General features: G+C 67.6%; 18 protein-coding genes. 7 read left to right on the top strand and 11 right to left on the bottom strand.

Annotation, left to right across the window (positions count from 1 at the left end; translation table 11 throughout):
- Positions 1-33: 33 nt before the first annotated feature.
- The 3 genes from EV652_RS32265 to EV652_RS32255 are packed head-to-tail and all read left to right on the top strand — an operon-like array spanning position 34 to position 3,328.
- A complete protein-coding gene (locus EV652_RS32265; protein ID WP_132213057.1) occupies positions 34-975 on the top strand; it encodes a ferredoxin family protein in 942 nt (313 codons plus the stop codon).
- Positions 972-1,469 (top strand): beta-class carbonic anhydrase, encoded by a 498-nt coding sequence (locus EV652_RS32260; RefSeq protein ID WP_132213056.1) that lies wholly within the window; start codon positions 972-974, stop codon positions 1,467-1,469. Before EV652_RS32265 ends, EV652_RS32260 begins: the two co-directional genes overlap by 4 nt.
- Positions 1,469-3,328 (top strand): beta-L-arabinofuranosidase domain-containing protein, encoded by a 1,860-nt coding sequence (locus EV652_RS32255; protein ID WP_132213055.1) that lies wholly within the window; start codon positions 1,469-1,471, stop codon positions 3,326-3,328. Before EV652_RS32260 ends, EV652_RS32255 begins: the two co-directional genes overlap by 1 nt.
- A 4-nt stretch (positions 3,329-3,332) precedes the next feature.
- Here the strand turns inward: EV652_RS32255 and EV652_RS32250 are convergent, their stop codons facing one another.
- The gene (locus tag EV652_RS32250) at positions 3,333-3,632 is read right to left on the bottom strand and encodes a hypothetical protein (protein ID WP_132213054.1); all 300 of its coding nucleotides are present in this window, start codon (positions 3,630-3,632) and stop codon (positions 3,333-3,335) included.
- Between the two features lie 60 nt (positions 3,633-3,692).
- On the opposite strand from EV652_RS32250, the gene EV652_RS32245 reads away from it, so the two are divergent.
- Positions 3,693-4,328 (top strand): TetR/AcrR family transcriptional regulator, encoded by a 636-nt coding sequence (locus EV652_RS32245; protein WP_132213053.1) that lies wholly within the window; start codon positions 3,693-3,695, stop codon positions 4,326-4,328.
- Here the strand turns inward: EV652_RS32245 and EV652_RS32240 are convergent.
- On the bottom strand, positions 4,325-5,110 hold the full coding sequence (locus EV652_RS32240) for a carbonic anhydrase (protein ID WP_132213052.1): 786 nt from the start codon (positions 5,108-5,110) through the stop codon (positions 4,325-4,327). The two genes, EV652_RS32245 and EV652_RS32240, sit on opposite strands and share 4 nt — an antisense overlap.
- 131 nt (positions 5,111-5,241) lie before the next feature.
- Between EV652_RS32240 and EV652_RS32235 the strand changes: the two genes are divergently transcribed.
- Entirely contained in the window at positions 5,242-6,534 is a 1,293-nt protein-coding gene (locus EV652_RS32235; protein ID WP_132213051.1) for a pyroglutamyl-peptidase I, read from the top strand.
- Here the strand turns inward: EV652_RS32235 and EV652_RS44790 are convergent.
- The 8 genes from EV652_RS44790 to EV652_RS32200 form a co-directional block, all read right to left on the bottom strand.
- Complete coding sequence (locus EV652_RS44790; protein WP_199238504.1) at positions 6,531-6,776, bottom strand: hypothetical protein; 246 nt, start codon at positions 6,774-6,776, stop codon at positions 6,531-6,533. The two genes, EV652_RS32235 and EV652_RS44790, sit on opposite strands and share 4 nt — an antisense overlap.
- Entirely contained in the window at positions 6,760-7,545 is a 786-nt protein-coding gene (locus EV652_RS32230) for a Gfo/Idh/MocA family protein (RefSeq protein WP_199238503.1), read from the bottom strand. Before EV652_RS32230 ends, EV652_RS44790 begins: the two co-directional genes overlap by 17 nt.
- Before the next feature lie 10 nt (positions 7,546-7,555).
- On the bottom strand, positions 7,556-8,386 hold the full coding sequence (locus tag EV652_RS32225) for a carbohydrate ABC transporter permease (protein WP_132213050.1): 831 nt from the start codon (positions 8,384-8,386) through the stop codon (positions 7,556-7,558).
- Positions 8,383-9,240: a carbohydrate ABC transporter permease gene (locus EV652_RS32220; protein ID WP_242002137.1), complete on the bottom strand. Its 858-nt coding sequence runs from the start codon at positions 9,238-9,240 to the stop codon at positions 8,383-8,385. The genes EV652_RS32225 and EV652_RS32220 overlap by 4 nt, the downstream gene beginning before the upstream one ends.
- 116 nt (positions 9,241-9,356) lie before the next feature.
- Positions 9,357-9,821, bottom strand: a complete 465-nt coding sequence (locus EV652_RS32215; protein ID WP_132213049.1) for a VOC family protein — start codon at positions 9,819-9,821, stop codon at positions 9,357-9,359.
- A gap of 118 nt (positions 9,822-9,939) precedes the next feature.
- The gene (locus tag EV652_RS32210) at positions 9,940-11,835 is read right to left on the bottom strand and encodes a heparinase II/III domain-containing protein (RefSeq protein WP_242002136.1); all 1,896 of its coding nucleotides are present in this window, start codon (positions 11,833-11,835) and stop codon (positions 9,940-9,942) included.
- Between the two features lie 189 nt (positions 11,836-12,024).
- Positions 12,025-12,669: an HAD family hydrolase gene (locus EV652_RS32205; protein WP_132213047.1), complete on the bottom strand. Its 645-nt coding sequence runs from the start codon at positions 12,667-12,669 to the stop codon at positions 12,025-12,027.
- Positions 12,666-14,750 carry a DNA gyrase/topoisomerase IV subunit B gene (locus EV652_RS32200; RefSeq protein ID WP_132213046.1) on the bottom strand — a complete coding sequence of 695 codons (2,085 nt, stop codon included), beginning with the start codon at positions 14,748-14,750 and terminating at the stop codon, positions 12,666-12,668. Before EV652_RS32200 ends, EV652_RS32205 begins: the two co-directional genes overlap by 4 nt.
- A 558-nt stretch (positions 14,751-15,308) precedes the next feature.
- On the opposite strand from EV652_RS32200, the gene EV652_RS32195 reads away from it, so the two are divergent.
- A complete protein-coding gene (locus tag EV652_RS32195; protein WP_242002135.1) occupies positions 15,309-15,554 on the top strand; it encodes a DUF7455 domain-containing protein in 246 nt (81 codons plus the stop codon).
- 90 nt (positions 15,555-15,644) lie between these two features.
- Here the strand turns inward: EV652_RS32195 and EV652_RS32190 are convergent, their stop codons facing one another.
- Positions 15,645-17,123, bottom strand: a complete 1,479-nt coding sequence (locus EV652_RS32190) for an aminotransferase-like domain-containing protein (RefSeq protein ID WP_199238502.1) — start codon at positions 17,121-17,123, stop codon at positions 15,645-15,647.
- An 86-nt stretch (positions 17,124-17,209) separates the two neighbouring features.
- Between EV652_RS32190 and EV652_RS32185 the strand changes: the two genes are divergently transcribed.
- On the top strand, positions 17,210-17,833 hold the full coding sequence (locus EV652_RS32185) for a LysE family translocator (RefSeq protein ID WP_132213043.1): 624 nt from the start codon (positions 17,210-17,212) through the stop codon (positions 17,831-17,833).
- Positions 17,834-17,854 lie beyond the last annotated feature (21 nt).

Here is a 17,854-nt window from a genome sequence, read left to right as displayed (position 1 = left end):
AGACACCCGTCCCAGCTGTCGTACCGTGAACCCGTGACCGCACGACTCGACGCGACCGGCCGGCCAGGCCTGTGCTCGACCTTCTGCCGAGAGCTGCGTGAGCCGCTCCCCGGTACGGCGGTCGTGGCCAGTGGCTGGCTCCTCGTCGAGCAACCCGGCCCATGGGGTGCCAAGGCGCCGACGCAGAGCCATCTCGACCCGGAGTTCGGTGGCGCGATCGACGAGGCGTGCAAGAAAGCGGACGTCCGGTTCGGGCTGATCCGCTCGCCCGGCCGGCACCCGGACGCCACCGACCGGTCACATCAGGTGTACATCGCCTCGACCACACCCGGACGAACCTGGCTGCTCGGCGGCCGTGTCGCCGACCCGCTGGAACTGGACAAGCTCGACCTCAAAGCTGTCGGCCGGGGCGATCGGGATGCCGTGATCGAGTCGCTGCCGACGCTGACCGTGGTCGACGAACCCGTGATGCTGGTGTGTACGAACGGCAAGCGGGACGAGTGCTGCGCGCTTCTCGGCCGGCCGCTGGTCACGGCGCTGGCGGCCGTCGCACCCGGCCGGGTCTGGGAGGCGAACCACCTCGGCGGACACCGGTTCGCGCCGACCGCGACGCTGCTGCCCGCTGGCACGATGCACGGTCACCTGACGGCCGAGACTGCGGTCGCGGTGCTCGAGGCCGGCGGTCGTGGTGAGACCGTCCTGACCGGGCTGCGCGGCCGGTCGACCTGGACCAAACGCGGTCAGACCGCGGAAATCGCCGTACGCCGGCTCATCGGTGAGCTGGCGCTGGATGCCCTCAGTGTCGTGGGCGAAGACCTGGGCTCAGTCGTCGTCGTCCATCGCGACGGCCGGTCGTGGACCGTGCCGGTCACCAGTGCACCCGCTGATCCACCACGTCCGGAGTCCTGCGGAAAGGAGCCGTTCGCCATGTCGATTCTGCATGCCGGAACCCCAGTTCCAGGTGACGCCCGATGACCAGCGGATTCGAGGACCTGCTGGCCGCCAACGCCGACTACGCCAAGGACTTCGCCTACAGCGGGTTCGACGGCATCGCGCATGCCGGGGTCGGCGTCGTCACCTGTATGGACTCACGCATCCCGCCGCTGGAGATGCTCGGCCTCAAGCCTGGTGACGCGAAGGTCCTGCGCAGTGCGGGCGGCCGGGTCACCGAGGTGACCATGACCGGCCTCGTGCTCGGCGTCCAGTTGCTCGGTGTCCGCCGGATCATGATCATCCCGCACACCCGCTGCGCGATGGCCGCGATGTCGGAGGACGAGCTGCGGGCCAAGGTCGAGGCCGCGGCAGGCAAGCCGGCCGGCTACCTCCCGATCCACGTCATCCCTGACCAGCTCGAGGGCCTGCGCCGCGACGTCGCCGCCGTCCGCGAACACCCCCTGATCGGTGACGACATCCTGGTCGGCGGGTTCATGTACGACGTGGATACCGGCCGCCTCACCCAGATCGACTGATGCCGGGACTCACCCCGCCGGCCCTCCGCCCGTTGCCGCTGGCAACTCTCCGGCCGGAGGGATGGCTGCTGGAGCGCCTGCGCCTGCAGGCCGACGGGATGGCCGGGCACCTGGACGAGTTCTGGCCCGACATCGCGCGGAGCGGGTGGATCGGCGGTGATGCCGAGGGCTGGGAGCGAGGACCGTACTGGCTCGACGGCATCACCGGGATCGCCTATCTGCTGGACGACGAGCGGTTGAAGGCGAAGGTGCGTCGGTGGGTGGATCACATCCTCGAGCACCAGCACGAGGACGGCTGGTTCGGCCCGCGTTCGGGTGCCGCGACGTACGCGGATCATGACGTCTGGCCGCGGATCATCGTGCTGAAGGCGCTGCTGCAGCATCTCGACGCGACCGGCGACGAGCGCGTGGTCCCGGCCGCACTGCGGTTCCTCCGGCTGCTCGACGTACTGCTCGACGAATGGCCGCTGCAGGAGTGGGCGCGGTCGCGCTGGACCGACATCGTCTGGGTGATCAACCAGTTGCACGACCTCACCGGCGAGGAGTGGCTGCTCGCGCTGGCGGCGAAAAGCAAAGAGCAGGGCTTCGACTGGTCCGGGTACGCCGATGACCTGCCGTTCCGCGAAAAGGTGGACGAGGCAACGTTGCTGGCGATGAAGGACCAGCACGGCGGCTACTGGATGAACGATGTCTACCTGTCGTCCCACGGCGTCAACGTCGCGATGGGCCTCAAGGCGATGCCAGTCTGGTGGCGTCACGACCCGACCGATCAGCAGGCCCGTCTACTCCAGATGATCGCGGCGTTGGATGAGTATCACGGCCAGCCGAGCGGCCTGTTCAGCTGCGACGAACACCTCGCCGGCCGCCACCCGAGCCAGGGCACCGAGACCTGCACCGTCGTCGAGTACCTCGCGTCGCTCGAGGTCGCCCTGGAGTCCTGGGGCGCCGTCGAACCACTGGCCGACCTGGTTGAGCGCCTCGCCTTCAACGCTTTGCCCGCGAGTACGGCGCCTGACGAGTGGACCCACCAATACGTTCAGCAGGCCAACCAGGTGATCTGCCACGTCACCGAGGACCGCGTCTACACCAACAACGGCCCCGACGCGAACGTCTTCGGTCTCGAACCCCACTTCGGCTGCTGCACCGCCAACCGCCACCAGGGCTGGCCACGCTTCACCACGCGCCTCTGGATGCACACAGGCGATGGTGCACTGACGGCCATCTCCTACGCGCAATGCTCCTTCGAGTACGACGGCCTGTCGGTCGACGTGTCCACGGCATACCCCTTCGAGGACGACGTCACGATCACGGTCAGCGGCTCGGGCGTCGTACCCCTGAACCTCCGCATCCCAGCGTGGTCCACCGGAGCCACCGTCGACGGCGAGGCCGTTGCCCCCGGCACCCTTCACCAGGTACGACGTGACTGGTCCGGAGGGCCGCACGTCGTACGACTGCACCTGCCGGCCACGGTCAAGGCGGTCCCCCGCCCGGCGGACGCCATCACGCTCGAACGCGGGCCGCTCGTGTTCTCGCTCGCCGTCCCGGAGCAGTGGAACAAGATCGGCGGCGAGGAGCCCCACGCCACCTTCGAGATCCACCCGACCGCGCCCTGGAACTACGCGATCGATCCGGATGGCATCAAGCTCGTGCGCGAAGCCGTCGCCGAGCACCCCTTCACGAAGGCACCTCTCCAGCTCCACGTCAAAGGCCGCCTGGTGCCGGACTGGACCCTCGAGCACGGCGCAGCCGCCGCACCCCCGCCCAGCCCGGTCACCACGACCGCCGCGACCGAGGACCTGACCTTCATCCCCTACGGCTGTACGAATCTCCGCGTCACCGAACTGCCCTGGACGCGCTGACCCGTCAGAGCTCGTCGACGACCGAGATCTCGTCGACGACGGCGGAGCCTTCCCGGACGACCTCGAAGGCCTGCTTGACCTCCGGCATCGTCGGCACCAGCTCGCGGACCGCCTTCAGGCTGTCCGCGGAGTCCCAGCGCCACACGCCGACCCACTTGCCGTCCTCGAGCTGACCGAGACGCGCCTCGGTCAGGCCGGGTCGCGCCGCCCGGACGGCGCCGACCAGAGCGGTGTGCCGGTTCCGCACCTCGTCGGCCGTCACGGTGTCGACGGCCTCGAAACGGGTTACTGCGATGAGTGTCATGACTAGATCCTCTCACTAGAGTTGACTTATAGCGAACGAATCTAGAGATAGACTCTAGTCATGACCGCTGTCAAGCGACTTAGCAAGCGCACGGAGAAGGCGCAGGAGACCCGGCGACGGATCACCCAGGCGGCGACGGACCTGTTCATCGAGGACGGGTACGGCGCCACCAACCTGCAGGACATCGCTGACCGGGCCGGTGTCGCGGTGCAGACGATCTACTTCGTCTTCGGCAACAAACGCGCCCTGCTCAAGGAACTCGTCGACACCACCATCGCCGGCGACACCGAGCCGGTCGCCACCCTCGACCGCCCCTGGTTCACCGGTGCGGTAGCCGCCGCCACGGCCGAGGAGATGCTGACCGCCTACGTCCCCGGGTCGAGCGCGGTCCTGGCCCGGGTTTCACCGATCATGCGCGTCCTGGAGGCAGCCGTCGCCAACGACCCGGAGGTCGCCGCGCTCTGGCCGCAGGACGAGGACCTGCGGTACGTCGTCCAGCGCGCGGCCGCAAACGCCTTCGTCACCAAACCGGGTGCACGCAAAGACCTGACCGCCGACGAAGCGGCCGACCTGCTCTACGGGATCCTCAGCCCCGAGCTCTACCTGCTCTTTGTCCGCGATCGCGGCTGGTCCCATGACCGCTGGGTGGAGTGGGCCGGCCAGACCCTCCGCACCCAGCTCTGCGCGGCCACCTAGCTGACGATGACCTTGCCGGTGTCGAGTTCGTAGTACGCGCCGACGAGTTTGAGCTTGCCCGCCTTCTCCAGCGGACCGATGACCGCCGACTGGCGGAGCTTGGCCAACGTCAGGTCGACGTTGGCGTGGACGGCGTTGGTCAGGCGGTCTCCCGGCTTCCCCGCGACCTGGCGGACAGCCGGAGCGAGCGAGTCGACCAGGTAGCCCATCTCGCCTGCTTCGGCGGTGCGCTGACCGGAGTCGAGTGCCTTGATGGTGGCGGTCAGGGCGCCGCAGCGCTGGTGGCCAAGGACCATCAGCAGCGGCGTGTCCAACTCCGCGACACCGAACTCGAGGCTGCCGATCACTGAGTGGTCAAGCGCCTCGCCGGCACTGCGTACGACGACCAGGTCGCCGAGTCCCTGGTCGAAGATCAACTCGATCGGCACCCGGGAGTCCACGCAGCCGATCACGGTGGCGAACGGATGCTGGCCCTGGCTCACGGCAACCCGCCGGGCCACTCCCTCGTCGAGGTTCTCATCGCGGTCGGCGACGAAGCGCGCATTGCCCTCCAGCAGCCGCTGCAGCGCTTGGTTGCCGTCCACAACAGGCGGCGGACTCGGTGGGTTCGTCCCGATCGTCTGGGCGGCCGGGGCGGACGTCGTACCGGACTCCGCGCAGGCAGTCAGGGCGGCGCCGCCGGCGCCGGCGACGAGAGTAGTGTGCAGGGCGGTGGTCAGGAACCGGCGCCGCGAGGTGACGGGCGCCGCGGCAACCGACCGGCGACGAGATGTGATGCTCAACTGTGCTCCTTGGACAAGGCGGCGTGGGCGAACACCCGCCTTCTGAAGGTAACCCCTTGGATACTGTCTGCAATACCCGGGGTCTGTTCGGATGTCTCGGCGGATGTGGACGGATCTGATAGACAGCCCTTATGAGACTCCGCCCCAGTTCGTTCTCACGCTCACTGCTCGTCGGTGCGATCGCCCTGACCACCGCTCTGTCTGGCGCTCCCACAGTCCAGGCGGCCCCGATCACCGGCTGCCTCGAAACCGGCGTCAACGGCACCGTCGAGGAGCAACGTCTCGACAATGGTGTCGCCGGCGGCCCCTCGGTTCCGGCGGAGATCCTCCGCCGCTCCGGCTTCGACCGACACGTCGCACTCTTCACCCGCCTGCTCTGCTCGGCGCCGAACTCACGAGCCGCCGCGGTCCTAGTCCGCGTCCAGGGTGAAGCCCTCTGGCGTACGGCGACCCACCGCGCCCAACGCCCGCAGACAGGACCCGGCGCACTACCTGCGACCGACGACCGCGGCCTCTACTGGGCACGCATCTCGATGGCCCTCGCCCTCCGACAGTGGCAGCCGGACTTCGACCTCGGTACGGCGGAACGCGCCGGACTGATCCGGTCACTCGAATACGCGTCGCGTGGCATCACCAGCACGCGCCTCGCGCCCGGCGTACGGAAGATCCTGGTGACCGGATTCGACCCGTTCACCCTCGACGCGGACATCCGGATCGGCAATCCGTCCGGCGCCAACGCCTTGACGCTCGACGGTCAGCGCTGGGTGGTGAACGGCAAGACGTATGAGATCCAGACCGTCGTCTTCCCGGTCAGGTACACCGACTTCGACGCGAACATGGTCGAGAACGCACTCGCCCCGCACTACCGCCCCGGACCACAACGGGCCGATCTGGTCATGACCGCGAGCCAAGGACGGGTGGGGATCTTCGACCTCGAGGTGTTCAACGGCCGGCGCCGTTCGGTCAGCTCGATCGGTGACAACAACAACCTCTGGGGCGGCGGCACCATCAGCGCACCTGTGGTCTCTCCCAGCATGCCGGCCGGTCCCGAGTGGCTGACCTCGAGCCTTCCGCTGGCGCGGATGTCCCAGGCCGACGTCACGCCGTTCCGGATGCGCGTCAACACCTCGGTCCTCGAGATCCCGGCCGGGCAGACTCAACCGGTCCGCCAGCCGCTTGGACCCACGCCAGGTTCGATCGCGTCCGAGGGCGCCGGTGGCGGTTACCTCTCCAACGAGGTTGCCTACCGCAACACCCTGCAGCGTGACCTCCTCGACCCGTCGACGCCTGCCGGCCATCTGCACGTCCCGGTCCTGTCCTTCGACCCCGCCAACAAGACCGCCATCACCGACCCGACGTACGAGTCAAACCGCGAAGCGATCGTTCGAGGTGCCCACGCGGCCTTGCGCGCAGCGCTGAGTTAGAGCTTCAGTACGTCGGCAGTCCGGACCGGCTGACCTGTTTCGAACGACCGGTTTGCAGCCAGGCCGGTGACCAAGGCCAGAGCTGCCTGCCGGGCGTCGGCGATGTCTACGCCATCGGAGGAGTCGGTCGCACCGGTGTCGTAGGACACCAGCAACGCCATGTCGTCCTCGATCGTCACCCCTGGCGCGAAGACGTTGCGATCCCGGTAGTACCCGTCTTCGGCCTCAGCGTCCAGGTACAACTCCCGCAACGTCGCGTTGTCCGCCAGGTGCAGCGCGAACGGATCGTCGAGCGCCGCGGCCGAGGAATGCGCCCGCGAGTACTCGCGGGCGGGCGTACCCATGCCGCCGACCAGGACCGTAGAACGCCGACTGTCCTTGCCCGTAGACAAGCTGAGGCTCGGCGCCGAGCCACCAGTTCACCAGGTCGAAGTGGTGACTGGCTTTGTGCACCATCAAGCCGCCGGAGTTCGCCTTGTCGCGATGCCACCGCCGGAAGTAGTCGGCACCATGCGACACGTCGAGCAGCCATTCGAAGTGCACCGAGTGCACGTCACCGATCGCACCCTCGGCCAGCAAAGACCGCACCCGCCGATGCACCGGGTTGAACCGGTAGTTGTACGCGACGGACAACGAGCCACCCGTCTCCCGCAAGGTATCGAGAATGCTTTGCGCCTTCTCCGCATCGGTCGTCATCGGCTTCTCGCTGATCACCCGGACACCGGCCCGCAGCGCGGACTCGATGTAGCGGTCGTGGGTCGCGTCGACGCTCGTCACCACCAGCAACTCGATCCGCTCGACCCGCAACATCTCGTCGAAGCGCGCCGGCGGCCATTGATGAGCGGTACGGCGACCAGCCGCGAGCAGCATCCGGTTGTGGAACGCCATCCGCACCGAATTCGGGTCGCACAACGCCACCACGTCGTACCCGTCCCGCTTGGCGAGCCCTTCGGTGAACAGCTGGGCCCGGTTGCCGGTGCCGACGATCGCGGTCCGAATGGGTAAGGACATCGATGACCCCCTATTGCTTGACCGCAACGGCCAGGCCGTTGACGAAGAACCGTTGCAACAGCAGGAACAGCAGGGTGATCGGGGCGAGCGTGATCACGGTCCCGGCACACAGGAGCGTCCACTCGGTCGAGTTCTCCCCGATGAACGCGTACATGCCGATCGCGAGTGTGCGCAGCTCCGGCCGGCCCAGCGTGAAGACCAGCGGGATGAAGAAGCTGTTCCACGCGGTGATCGCGGTGAACAACCCGACCGTGGCCAGCATCGGCCCGGACAGCGGCAGCATGATCCGCGCGAACGTCTGGTGGAAGTTCGCGCCGTCGACCTGGGCCGCGTCCTCGAGTTCGCGGTCGATCGCCATGAAGTAGCCCATGAACAGGAACGTGCCGAACACCACGCCGCCGGACGCCTGCACGACGATCACGGCCCACAGGCTGTTGAGCAGGTGCAGCCGCTGCATCAGGTCGAAGACCGGAATGATCGTGTAGCCGTGCGGCAGGAACAACGTCGCCGACACCAGCCCCAGACAGAACCCCCGGCCCGGAAACCGTGTTCGGGCAAGTACGTACCCTGCGGTGGAAGTGACTACCAAAGTGACCAGTACCGTCCCGAGGGTGATCAGAAAAGTGTTCATGAAGTACCGGCCGAACGACGCCTCGCGCCACGCATCCAGGTAGTTCGACCACAAGAACTGCGACGGCAACGGGCTCAGCCCACGACCGAAGAACTCGTCGTCACTCTTCAGCGAACTGCCCAGAGCCCAGAACAGCGGATACAACCAGGCCAGACCGCTGACGAGTAAGGCGACATGCGTCATCACCGTCACCGCGCGACCACGCTTCATCGGCGGCCTCCTGTCCCCCGGCGCTGCGCGAGAGAGCGCAGTACGACGACCTGGACGACCGAGAAGACGATGAGCAGCACGCCGTAGATGAACGACGCCGCCGAGGCGAGCCCGATGTTGGGCTGCACCGCGTTGGCATTACTCCCGCCGAAGGCCAGGTGGTAGATGTAGGTGTTCACGACCTCGGTGGAGAAGTACGGCCCGCCGCTGGTCAGCACCTGGACCAGGTCGAAGATCTGGAACGTCCCGATCACCGCCAGGACGACGATCACGACGCCGACCGCCCGCAGCATCGGAATGGTGATGTACCGGAACTGCGCCAACCGGCCGGCACCGTCCAGCCGCGCTGCTTCGTAGAGCTCCTCGGGGATCGTCTGCAGACCAGCCAGGAAGTACACGAGGTTGTAGCCGAACGTGTGCCAGATCCCGACCAGGATGATGATCGCCAGCGCGAAGTGCGGATCCCCCAGCCAGTCGATGTGCCGATCGATCAGATGGAGCTTCAGCAGCAGGTTGTTGATCGAGTCGCCGAAGTTCGACACCAGCAGCTGGATCACGACCCCGATCACCGCGGCAGAGGTCACGACCGGCAGGAAGAACAGCGTCCGGTAGAACGAGGCGAACCGCAGCCGCTTGTTGTTCAGCACCAGTGCAAGTGCCAGTGCCAGCACCAGCTGGATCGGTACGACGAAGGCGGCGTACACGAAGGTGTGGCCGAGCGACCGCCAGAAGATGCTGTCGTGCACGATCTGCCGGAAGTTGTCCAGGCCGACGAAGTCGGTCGGGTCGCCGATCCCGTCCCACTTGTAGCCCCAACCCGTTGCCTCCGGCACCATTACGCTCGAGGGCCTCACCTACCGCGACCACACCATCGACGTGCACATCGCGCCCGACCGCAGCGAGATCACCGTCGACGGCCGGCGACTCTCCGCCGGCACGCACATCGCTGTACCGCCGCGCTGAGCCGGCCTCACTCCTCCGCGAACCCGGCCCTCGCCGCCTCGAACTCCTCGTCGCTCACCTGCCGGACGTGCGTCGCCAGCATCCAGCGAACCCCGAAGGGGTCGACGATCGTCGACGTCCGCGCGCCGTGGAAGGCATCCGCCGGCTGCCGCTCGACCGTCGCCCCAGCCTGCTCGGCCGCCGCGGTGGTGGCGTCCACATCCGGCAGATAGAGATTCAAGGCGTACGTCGGAAGCCGGCCCGGCGTTGGGGCGTCGACCAGCTCGGGATAGGCGTCCGACAGCATGATCATGGCGCCGTCGATCTCGAGCTCGGCATGACCGATACGGCCGTCGGGGTCGACAAAGGGATCCCAGGTCAGCCGTGCGCCGAACACTTCGCCGTACCACTCGATGGCCCTGGCGGCGTCGCGACAGCATAGGTACGGCGTCAGCACGCGGCCTTTCGGCGGGACGTAGGACTTCTCGCTCATACTCTCCCCCTCGGAGATGGTCGGTGTGTCCATCCTGTACCCGTCCACCGGCAAATGGACCCGCACCAGCAGGAGAGCGGTCTGCGCCCAGCCTGAGCTGGGCGCAGACCGGCCGGATCTACGTGATCCGGAAGACCGAGCCTCCTGCCGATACTCCGACCGAGACTCGTTGACCTGCCACGTTCAGGTTGATGACGAACGTCGTACCTGACATCCGGGTGGTGTAGGTGACCGAGCCCGTCGTCCGGACCGGGACGACGAAGGACAGGATCGAGGCCGAGTAGCCGGACCGGGCGAACATGAGCGTCGGCGCCGACTTCCGGATGAAGATGGTCCGGTAGTGCCAGCCCTGGATCGGATTCGTCTGCGCCTGCTTGATCAGGATCGCTCCAGCCGGCAGGGCCTGCCGGTACGGGATCTGGAACAGAATCGTCCTGGTCGAGTCGCCCGGCGCCGCGGCCACCGCGGCCGTGCGGGAGTAGACAGTCGCTCGCTGATCCGACGGCAGATGCCACAGGGTCTGGAACTGCTGCGCGGTCTTCGACGACCCGCGGTCCAACGTGACGATCAGATCCGGATCCTTCAGCACCAGCACCGCTCGGACCCGGCTGATCCCCGTCGCGGGAGCATCGACGAACTCGAAGAACTCCGCATTCGCCGTGACCAACGACCGGGTCAGCTTCGTCGCGGCCGCGCGGTCCACCGACAGCGGGGTCGTCATCACGCTGTGCGCGGTCGGGCCCTCCGCCCACGTCCGCCAGACGTCGTTCTGATAACCCGCGTGACCACTGTCGACCACGATGTCCCGCCCGCGGGAGGTGTAGGTCATGCTGGTGTGGTCACTGTGCCCGTGGAACCCCCTGACCCCGCCGAACCGGATGCTGTACGCCGATTCCCCGGCGAAGCCCCGGGTGGCACCCCAGCCGGTGCGGCCGAAGATGTATCCGGCCGCGAAGATGCCGACCCGCTTCGCCGGCGCCGCGCCCCTGGCCCCCAGCGAGCCCGCGTACTCCATCGGCGTGCCCACCCACGGATAGGTGGACACCACCTCGGAGTCCCCGATCTGGTGCAGCTTGCCCATCGAGTTCGTCGCCAGCGCGAGCCAGGTCGCCATCAGCGCCCGCCGGCTCGCGATCGTGGTTCCCGGATTCACCCCGCAGTTCTGCAGCACTGTCGCGGCCCGGCCCCAGAGCGAATAGTTGAACTGCGCGTAGGCCGTCGACTGCTCGTTCGTCGACCCTTCCGCGTCGATGGACGTGGTGATACCCGCGGCCAGCCGCTGCTGGGCCAGGTTCTTGTAGTCGGTGCGGTTCACCGTGCAGCCGACTCCGAAGAGCGCGATGCTCTCGTCGGTGCCGTGGTTCCACGCACCGCTCCAGTTGTAGGTGAGGAATCTCGCGTGACTCAGCAGCGCCGTATCCACCCAGGCGTACCGGGCCGGCAAGGTCGTTGTCTGAAGCCCTGAAATGATCGCCTGCCGCAGGCAGATCAGCACGTTGGTGCGGTGCATCGTGGACTCCCAGGCGCCGATGTCGCCCTTCCAGGAGTACGGATTGTCCCGGAACCAGTCGTAGGCGATCGTGTTCACCCGGGTCATCGCGGTCAGATCACCCTTGCCGGCGGCAATGATTCCCTGGCCGATCCAGCGCAGCGAGTGGAACCACATGTACCAGCTCGCGTTCTTGTACGGATTCAGCCGCCAGTTGATGTTTCCACCACCGTTCCCGACCTTGTACGGCGGGAACGGACCCCAGGTGTAGGCATCGCCGTAGAGGTTCTTGAGCGGGGTTTGGTCATCGACCGTGCCGAACCCCGAGCAGGTGTAGAAACCGGCGGCCGCTGACTGCATCGGGACCGCCCCGATGTCCTTCGCCGCCGGCGCGACCGGCGCGACGACAGTGCCCTGACCCGGCGCGAACTGAGCCTCCCCAGGCTCTGGAAGATCCGGTTGGATCGTGATTCCCGGTGGTGCCGCTTGTCCCGCCGGTGCGGATGAGGCGGAACTGACTCCCACCACGGCCACCATCGCAGCGAGTCCCCCAACCACCCCCGGCCACTCTTTTCAATTTTTCCAGCATGCTGCCACTCCCCCAGCCCCCAGGACGCCGCAAAAGAACGGCATCGTGGCATTCGACGCTACGCGGGGATTGGACAGCGTCGACAGAGGCTTAAGTCCCGATTCGACAGCCCCGGGCAGTGGCCGTCAGCTGGCGAGAATGACCGGGAACGCGTCCACGACCGACATCAGGTGGTGGTCCGCAATCGGCGTCGGCACGTCGTGATGGTCGCCGATCCGGATGGTGCTGAGCTTGGCGTTGATCCCACCGGCGATGTCGTACGGCGGATGGTCGCCAACCATCCACCCGTCAGCCAACGTCGCCCCGGCCCCCTCGGCCGCAATCGCGAAGATCCGAGCATCAGGCTTCCGCACACCGGCCGCCTCGGAGATGCAGCAGTAGTCGACCGCCCCGGCAATCCCAGTGTGCTCGAGCTTCCGGCTCTGCTGGACCACGTTCCCGTTCGTCACCACAGCCACCCGCCACCCCGCCGTACTCAACGAAGCCAGACCATCCAGCACTGCCGGCTCGACCCAGGTGAACCCCGGGTGCTCCCGATCGTAAGCAGCCACCAGCTCCTCGACCGACGTCACCACACCAAAGGCTTCGCGAGCCCCCGCGAACAACTGCGCCCGCGGCGTGAACCCACCGTTGTCATGAGCAACCAACCACTCGACCGCATCCGCACCCAGCCCGGACCGATCCACCCACCACCGGGCCCAGGCCAGGAACGCACCGTCCCGATCGATCAGGGTGTTGTCCAGATCGAAGCAGGCCAGCCGGGCCGTCATACGTCGATGCGGTTCTCGTCCAGTTCGTAGGCGCCCTGGACCAGGAACTCCTTGCGCGGCGCGACGTCGTTGCCCATCAGCAGGTCGAAGACCTGGGCGGCGGCTTCGCCGTCGTCGACGGTGATGCGGCGCAGGGTGCGGTGGCGGGGGTCCATGGTCGTTTCGGCCAACTGGTCGGCGTCCATCTCACCGAGACCCTTGTAGCGCTGCGGCGGTTCCTTCCAGCGCACACCCTTCTTCATCAGCTCGGCCGTCTTCCGCTGGTACTCGGCATCGCTGTAGGTGTACAGGAACTTGTCCTGCCCCTTCTTCGGGTTCGTCAGCTCGAACCGGTGCAGCGGCGGTACGGCGGTGTAGACCCGACCCGCGTCGACTAGCGGCCGCATGTAGCGGAAGAACAGCGTGGCCAGCAAGCAGCGGATGTGCGCGCCGTCGGAGTCGGCGTCGGCCATGAAGATGATCTTGCCGTAGCGGACCTGCTCGAGGTCGAAGCTGCGGCCCGACCCGGCACCGACCACCTGGATGATCGAGGCGCACTCGGCGTTCTTCAGCATGTCGCCGACCGACGCCTTCTGCACGTTCAGGATCTTGCCCCGGATCGGCAGCAAAGCCTGAAACTCCGAGCTCCGGGCCAGCTTCGCCGTGCCGAGGGCCGAATCACCCTCGACGATGAAGAGCTCGGACCGGTCCACGTCGTTGCTGCGGCAGTCCGCCAGCTTGGCCGGCAGGGCCGACGACTCGAGTGCGGTCTTCCGCCGCTGCAGCTCGCGGTGCTGGCGCGCGGCGACCCTGGTCCGGGAGGCGGCGACCACCTTCTCCAGCACGGCACGCGCCTGGGCCTTGTGCTCGCGCTTGTTCGAGGTGAGGAACGCTTCCAGCTCGTTCTGCACGACCTTCGCGACGATGCGCGAGGCGGCCGGCGTCCCGAGGACCTCCTTGGTCTGGCCGTCGAACTGCGGCTCGGCCAGCCGGACCGTCACCACCGAGGTCAGCCCCTCCAGGACGTCGTCCTTGATGACCTCCTCGCCGTTCTTCAGCAGCCGGGTGCCGTCCAGCGCGTTGGTGAAGCTCTTCGACAGGGCACGCTCGAAGCCCGCCACGTGCGTGCCGCCCTTCGGCGTGGCCACGATGTTCACGAAGGACCGGAGCTCGGTCTCGTACCCGTCGCCCCAGCGGACCGCGATGTCGACCTCGAGCTCGCGCTCGACGTCGGTCGGGGTCATGTGGCCGGCGTCGTCCAGCATCGGCACGGTCTCGGTGAAGTTCCCGGTGCCGCTGAGCCGGATCACCTCGGTGACCTTCTGGTCGGTGGCCAGGAACTCGCAGAACTCGCTGATCCCGCCGTCGTGCTTGAACGACTCCTCGGTGGCCTCGTCACCGCGCTCGTCGCGGATCACCAACTCGAGCCCCGGCACCAGGAACGACGTCTGCCGCGCCCGGGTGACCAGCTCGTCGTAGTTGAAGGCCGCGTCCCGGGTGAAGACCTGCCGGTCCGCCCAGTACCGGATCCGGGTGCCGGTGACACCCTTCTTCGCCCGGCCGGCCTTGCGCAGGCCCTTCGCCGGGCTGAAGCTCGCGTTGGCGCCCTCGCCGTCGAACTCTCCGGCGACGCCGCGCCGGAAGGAGGTGGTCCAGACCACACCGCCGCGATCGACCTCGACGTCGAGCCGCGCGGACAGCGCGTTCACCACCGAGGCGCCGACACCGTGCAGGCCGCCGGAGGCGTTGTACGACCCGCCGCCGAACTTGCCGCCGGCGTGCAGCTTGGTGAACACGACCTCGACACCGCTCAGCTTGGTCTTCGGCTCGATGTCGACCGGGATGCCACGGGCGCGGTCCTTCACCTCGACCGAGCCGTCCTTGTGGAGGACGACGTCGATCCGCTCGCCGTGTCCGGCCAGGGCCTCGTCGACGGCGTTGTCGATGATCTCCCACAGGCAGTGCATCAGGCCGCGGCTGTCGGTGGACCCGATGTACATACCGGGCCGCTTCCGGACCGCCTCGAGACCTTCGAGGACGAGCAGATGGCGGGCGTTGTACGTCGGGTCGAGCTCGGTACTGCGAGGCGTCGGGGCGGCCACTGGGCTCCTTCACTGGTTCACAAGCTGACTGCACCGCGTCCCGGACCGGCCGGGTCCGAACGCATGTTCACACCCTATGCCGCCGTACCCCCAAAACCTGGAAGGCGGGGCGGAGCTCTTGGCCGGGCCTTCGGCACCGGCGGGGTCATGGGGCCTTGGCTCCCGGCCTTCCCTCGTCACTCCAGTCGCTTCGCTCCCTGCGCTCCTCAGTCCAGGCCGGGAGGCCCCATGACCGGTCCAGGTCAGCGCCGGGGTACACCCGGAGCATCGATCGGCAGAGGAGAAAGGTGCTTCGGCAGGTATCGATCCGGACTCGATCCGGAGTGGTGTACGACACTCCGATCTTCAGCGCGCAGTGACGATGTCATGGCGCACAGTGAAAGAGGACACGCCCGACACGCGCCGGAAACAACAATTCGACTGCATCCGAAACGATTCCTCGTCAGGATGCGTCATACGGGAACAGGTGGTTCGTCTCACATACGGACACGCTGCCCCTACCGGGAAGCGATCCGCATGTCAGGATGTTGCTATCTGGTGAGTACGGAACTAGATGAGATGAGGCCTCAAGTGACTACAGCACTCGCCCCGAGTTCGACCCTGTCGGCTGCGGACCGTTGTGACCGCTGCGGCGCGCAGGCCTACGTCCGTGTCACCCTGACCAGCGGTGGGGAGCTACTCTTCTGCGCCCACCACAGCCGGGAACACGCGGAGAAGCTGCGCAACATCGCAATCACCATCCACGACGAGACGGGCCGCCTCGAAGCCGCCCCGACCGTCGCCGCGGCGGAGGACGAGCGGTAAGCCCTAGCTTCATAAACGCGCCAACGACGGCGCCAAAGTCATAGAGGCTCCGATGGCGGTCACCCGAGAGGGTGACCGCCATCCGTCACGTCAGACCATTGGTACGTCGGGTGGTGGGCCGTGGCGGCGGAGTTCCTGCCAGGCCCGGGCCAACCGGTCCACTGCGTCGTCGAGCACCGGCTCCGGATACGCGAACGGCACCCTCAGGTGGTCGTCGTACGCACCCGTCGGATCCATCGCCCGGCCGGCCACCACCTCCACACCATGTCGCAGCGCCACCTGGGCGAACACCCGAGCATCGGTCTCCGGCAACTTGATCCACAACGCCGACCCACCTTCGGGCTCCGACCATTCCCAGTCGGGCAGTCGTTCGGTCAGCAACTGACCCATCAGCTTCCGCCGCGCCGTCGCGACCCGCGCCCGCGCCAACGTCAGCTCCGTCAACCGAGGCAGCAGCCGGGCCGTGAGCGCCTGATCGATCACCGGACTCCCGAGATCGGCCAGCGCCTTGTGCCGGGCCAGCCGCTCCGCCAGCGGCCGCGACGCCCGGATCCACCCGATCCGCAGACCACCCCACACCGCCTTCGACACCGACCCGATCGACAGCACCTCACTACCGTCTGGGGCGTACGCCGCCACCGGCGGTGGGATCGACGGTCCGGCCGGGTCCCAGGCCGAATACGCGTTGTCCTCGACCACCACCACGCCATGCTTCGCCGCCAACTCCGCGACCTGCCGTCGCCGGTTCGCCGACATCAGCCGCCCGGTCGGGTTGTGGAACGTCGGCATCACGAACAACATGGCCGGCTCGTGCTCCGCGAACGCAGCGGTCAGCAGGTCGGGCCTGATCCCCGCGTCATCCAGCGGTACGCCGACCACCCGCCCACCGGCCGCCCCGAACAGATCGAAGCAGCCGGGCCAACTGGGCTGCTCGATCACCACAGCCGCGCCGCTGCGCAGATACATCTGGGTCACCAATGCGATCGCTTGATGCGCACCCGTGGTCACGACGATCTCGTCGGGCGACGTCGGCAGACCGGACTCGTCGAAGTGCTCGGCGATCCGCTCTCGCAGCACCTGCAGTCCACGCGGGTGATAGCCGACGTCGTCGAGCAGCGTAGGTAGGTCGCTCGTCGCCAGCTCGATCAGTTCGCCGGCGAGTTCCGGCATGCCCGGGTCGACGGCGTACGTCAGCGAGATGACCTCGCCCGGCCCGACCGCGATCCGGTGGAAGAGGGATTCGCCGTACCCCGCCGGCATCCGCTTGTCCGCTCGTGAACGACCACGGCTCGCGGCCCGCGCGACCGTCGTACCGCTGCCCCGGCGGCTCTCCACCAGGCCACGTGCGCGCAGTTCGTCGTACGCCGCGACGACGGTCGCACGACTCACCGCCAGGGCCTCGGCGAGGCGGCGTTCGGCGGGCAGGCGGGCGCCGACCGGGAGCTCGGCCGAGCCGATCAGCGCGGCGATCGCATCGGCCAGCCGGCGGTACAGGCCACCACCGCCGCGTCCGGTCAGCCGGCCGCCGATCAGGTCCGCCAGGACGGCCGCATCCCCAGAACGGTCCACTTCTCCCCCTATTGGCTCGGGTGGACTGCTTCTCGCGCCGCCAGGCTAGTACCAGAAGGCAGTCCAGTTCGAGAGGGAGAGAGATCATGGGGATCGCGCAGCTGTTGGGATTCGCCGGTACGACGGTGGTGCTGGTCGGGATGCCCGGGCCGAACAACCTCTACATCTCGCTCCGCAGCCTCACCCAGGGGCGCCGGGCCGGGGTGGTGTCCGCACTGGCGATCGAGACCGGCACGCTCGTCTACATCGTCGTCGCCGCGCTGGGGCTGGCGACGCTGGTCAAGGCCTCACCGGCCTTGTTCACCGCGATCACCCTGACCGGCGCGCTGTACCTGGCCTACCTCGGCGTGAAGATGCTCAAGGCACCCACCACCGAGCCGACCGGCGGCGTCCCGCCCGCACCGCTCGCCCGGATCTTCCGCGACGGCGTGGTGGTGAACCTGCTCAACCCGAAGGCGGCCCTGTTCTTCCTGGCCTTCCTCCCCCAGTTCACCAGCCGCGGCGCCGGCCCCGACCAACTCCGCACCGAGATGCTCCTGCTCGGTGTCGGCGCGCTCATCATCGGACTGTCGCTCGACCTCTGCTACGCCGTCGGCGCCGACGCCATCGGCCGCCGCGTCCGCTCCGTGCGTACGACGAGCCAGTGGCGCAACCGTCTCGTCGCCGCGGTCTACCTGGTGCTCGCGACGGCCGCCGTACTCACGGTCTGACCCCCGCGACCAGACGCACCG

The organism is Kribbella steppae, from assembly GCF_004342025.1.
In the GTDB taxonomy this organism is placed as follows: domain Bacteria; phylum Actinomycetota; class Actinomycetes; order Propionibacteriales; family Kribbellaceae; genus Kribbella; species Kribbella steppae.
Note: the sequence above shows the minus strand (reverse complement) of the source record. Positions and strands in the feature narration are given on the sequence as shown.

Excerpts from the sequence above, each read along its gene's own strand:
- EV652_RS32260 (WP_132213056.1), top strand. The coding sequence starts at position 972 with ATGACCAGCGGATTCGAGGACCTGCTGGCCGCCAACGCCGACTACGCC.
- EV652_RS32255 (WP_132213055.1), top strand. The coding sequence starts at position 1,469 with ATGCCGGGACTCACCCCGCCGGCCCTCCGCCCGTTGCCGCTGGCAACT.
- EV652_RS32250 (WP_132213054.1), bottom strand. The coding sequence starts at position 3,632 with ATGACACTCATCGCAGTAACCCGTTTCGAGGCCGTCGACACCGTGACG.
- EV652_RS32245 (WP_132213053.1), top strand. The coding sequence starts at position 3,693 with ATGACCGCTGTCAAGCGACTTAGCAAGCGCACGGAGAAGGCGCAGGAG.
- EV652_RS32235 (WP_132213051.1), top strand. The coding sequence starts at position 5,242 with ATGAGACTCCGCCCCAGTTCGTTCTCACGCTCACTGCTCGTCGGTGCG.
- EV652_RS32230 (WP_199238503.1), bottom strand. The coding sequence starts at position 7,545 with ATGTCCTTACCCATTCGGACCGCGATCGTCGGCACCGGCAACCGGGCC.
- EV652_RS32225 (WP_132213050.1), bottom strand. The coding sequence starts at position 8,386 with ATGAAGCGTGGTCGCGCGGTGACGGTGATGACGCATGTCGCCTTACTC.
- EV652_RS32215 (WP_132213049.1), bottom strand. The coding sequence starts at position 9,821 with ATGAGCGAGAAGTCCTACGTCCCGCCGAAAGGCCGCGTGCTGACGCCG.
- EV652_RS32205 (WP_132213047.1), bottom strand. The coding sequence starts at position 12,669 with ATGACGGCCCGGCTGGCCTGCTTCGATCTGGACAACACCCTGATCGAT.
- EV652_RS32195 (WP_242002135.1), top strand. The coding sequence starts at position 15,309 with ATGAGGCCTCAAGTGACTACAGCACTCGCCCCGAGTTCGACCCTGTCG.
- EV652_RS32185 (WP_132213043.1), top strand. The coding sequence starts at position 17,210 with ATGGGGATCGCGCAGCTGTTGGGATTCGCCGGTACGACGGTGGTGCTG.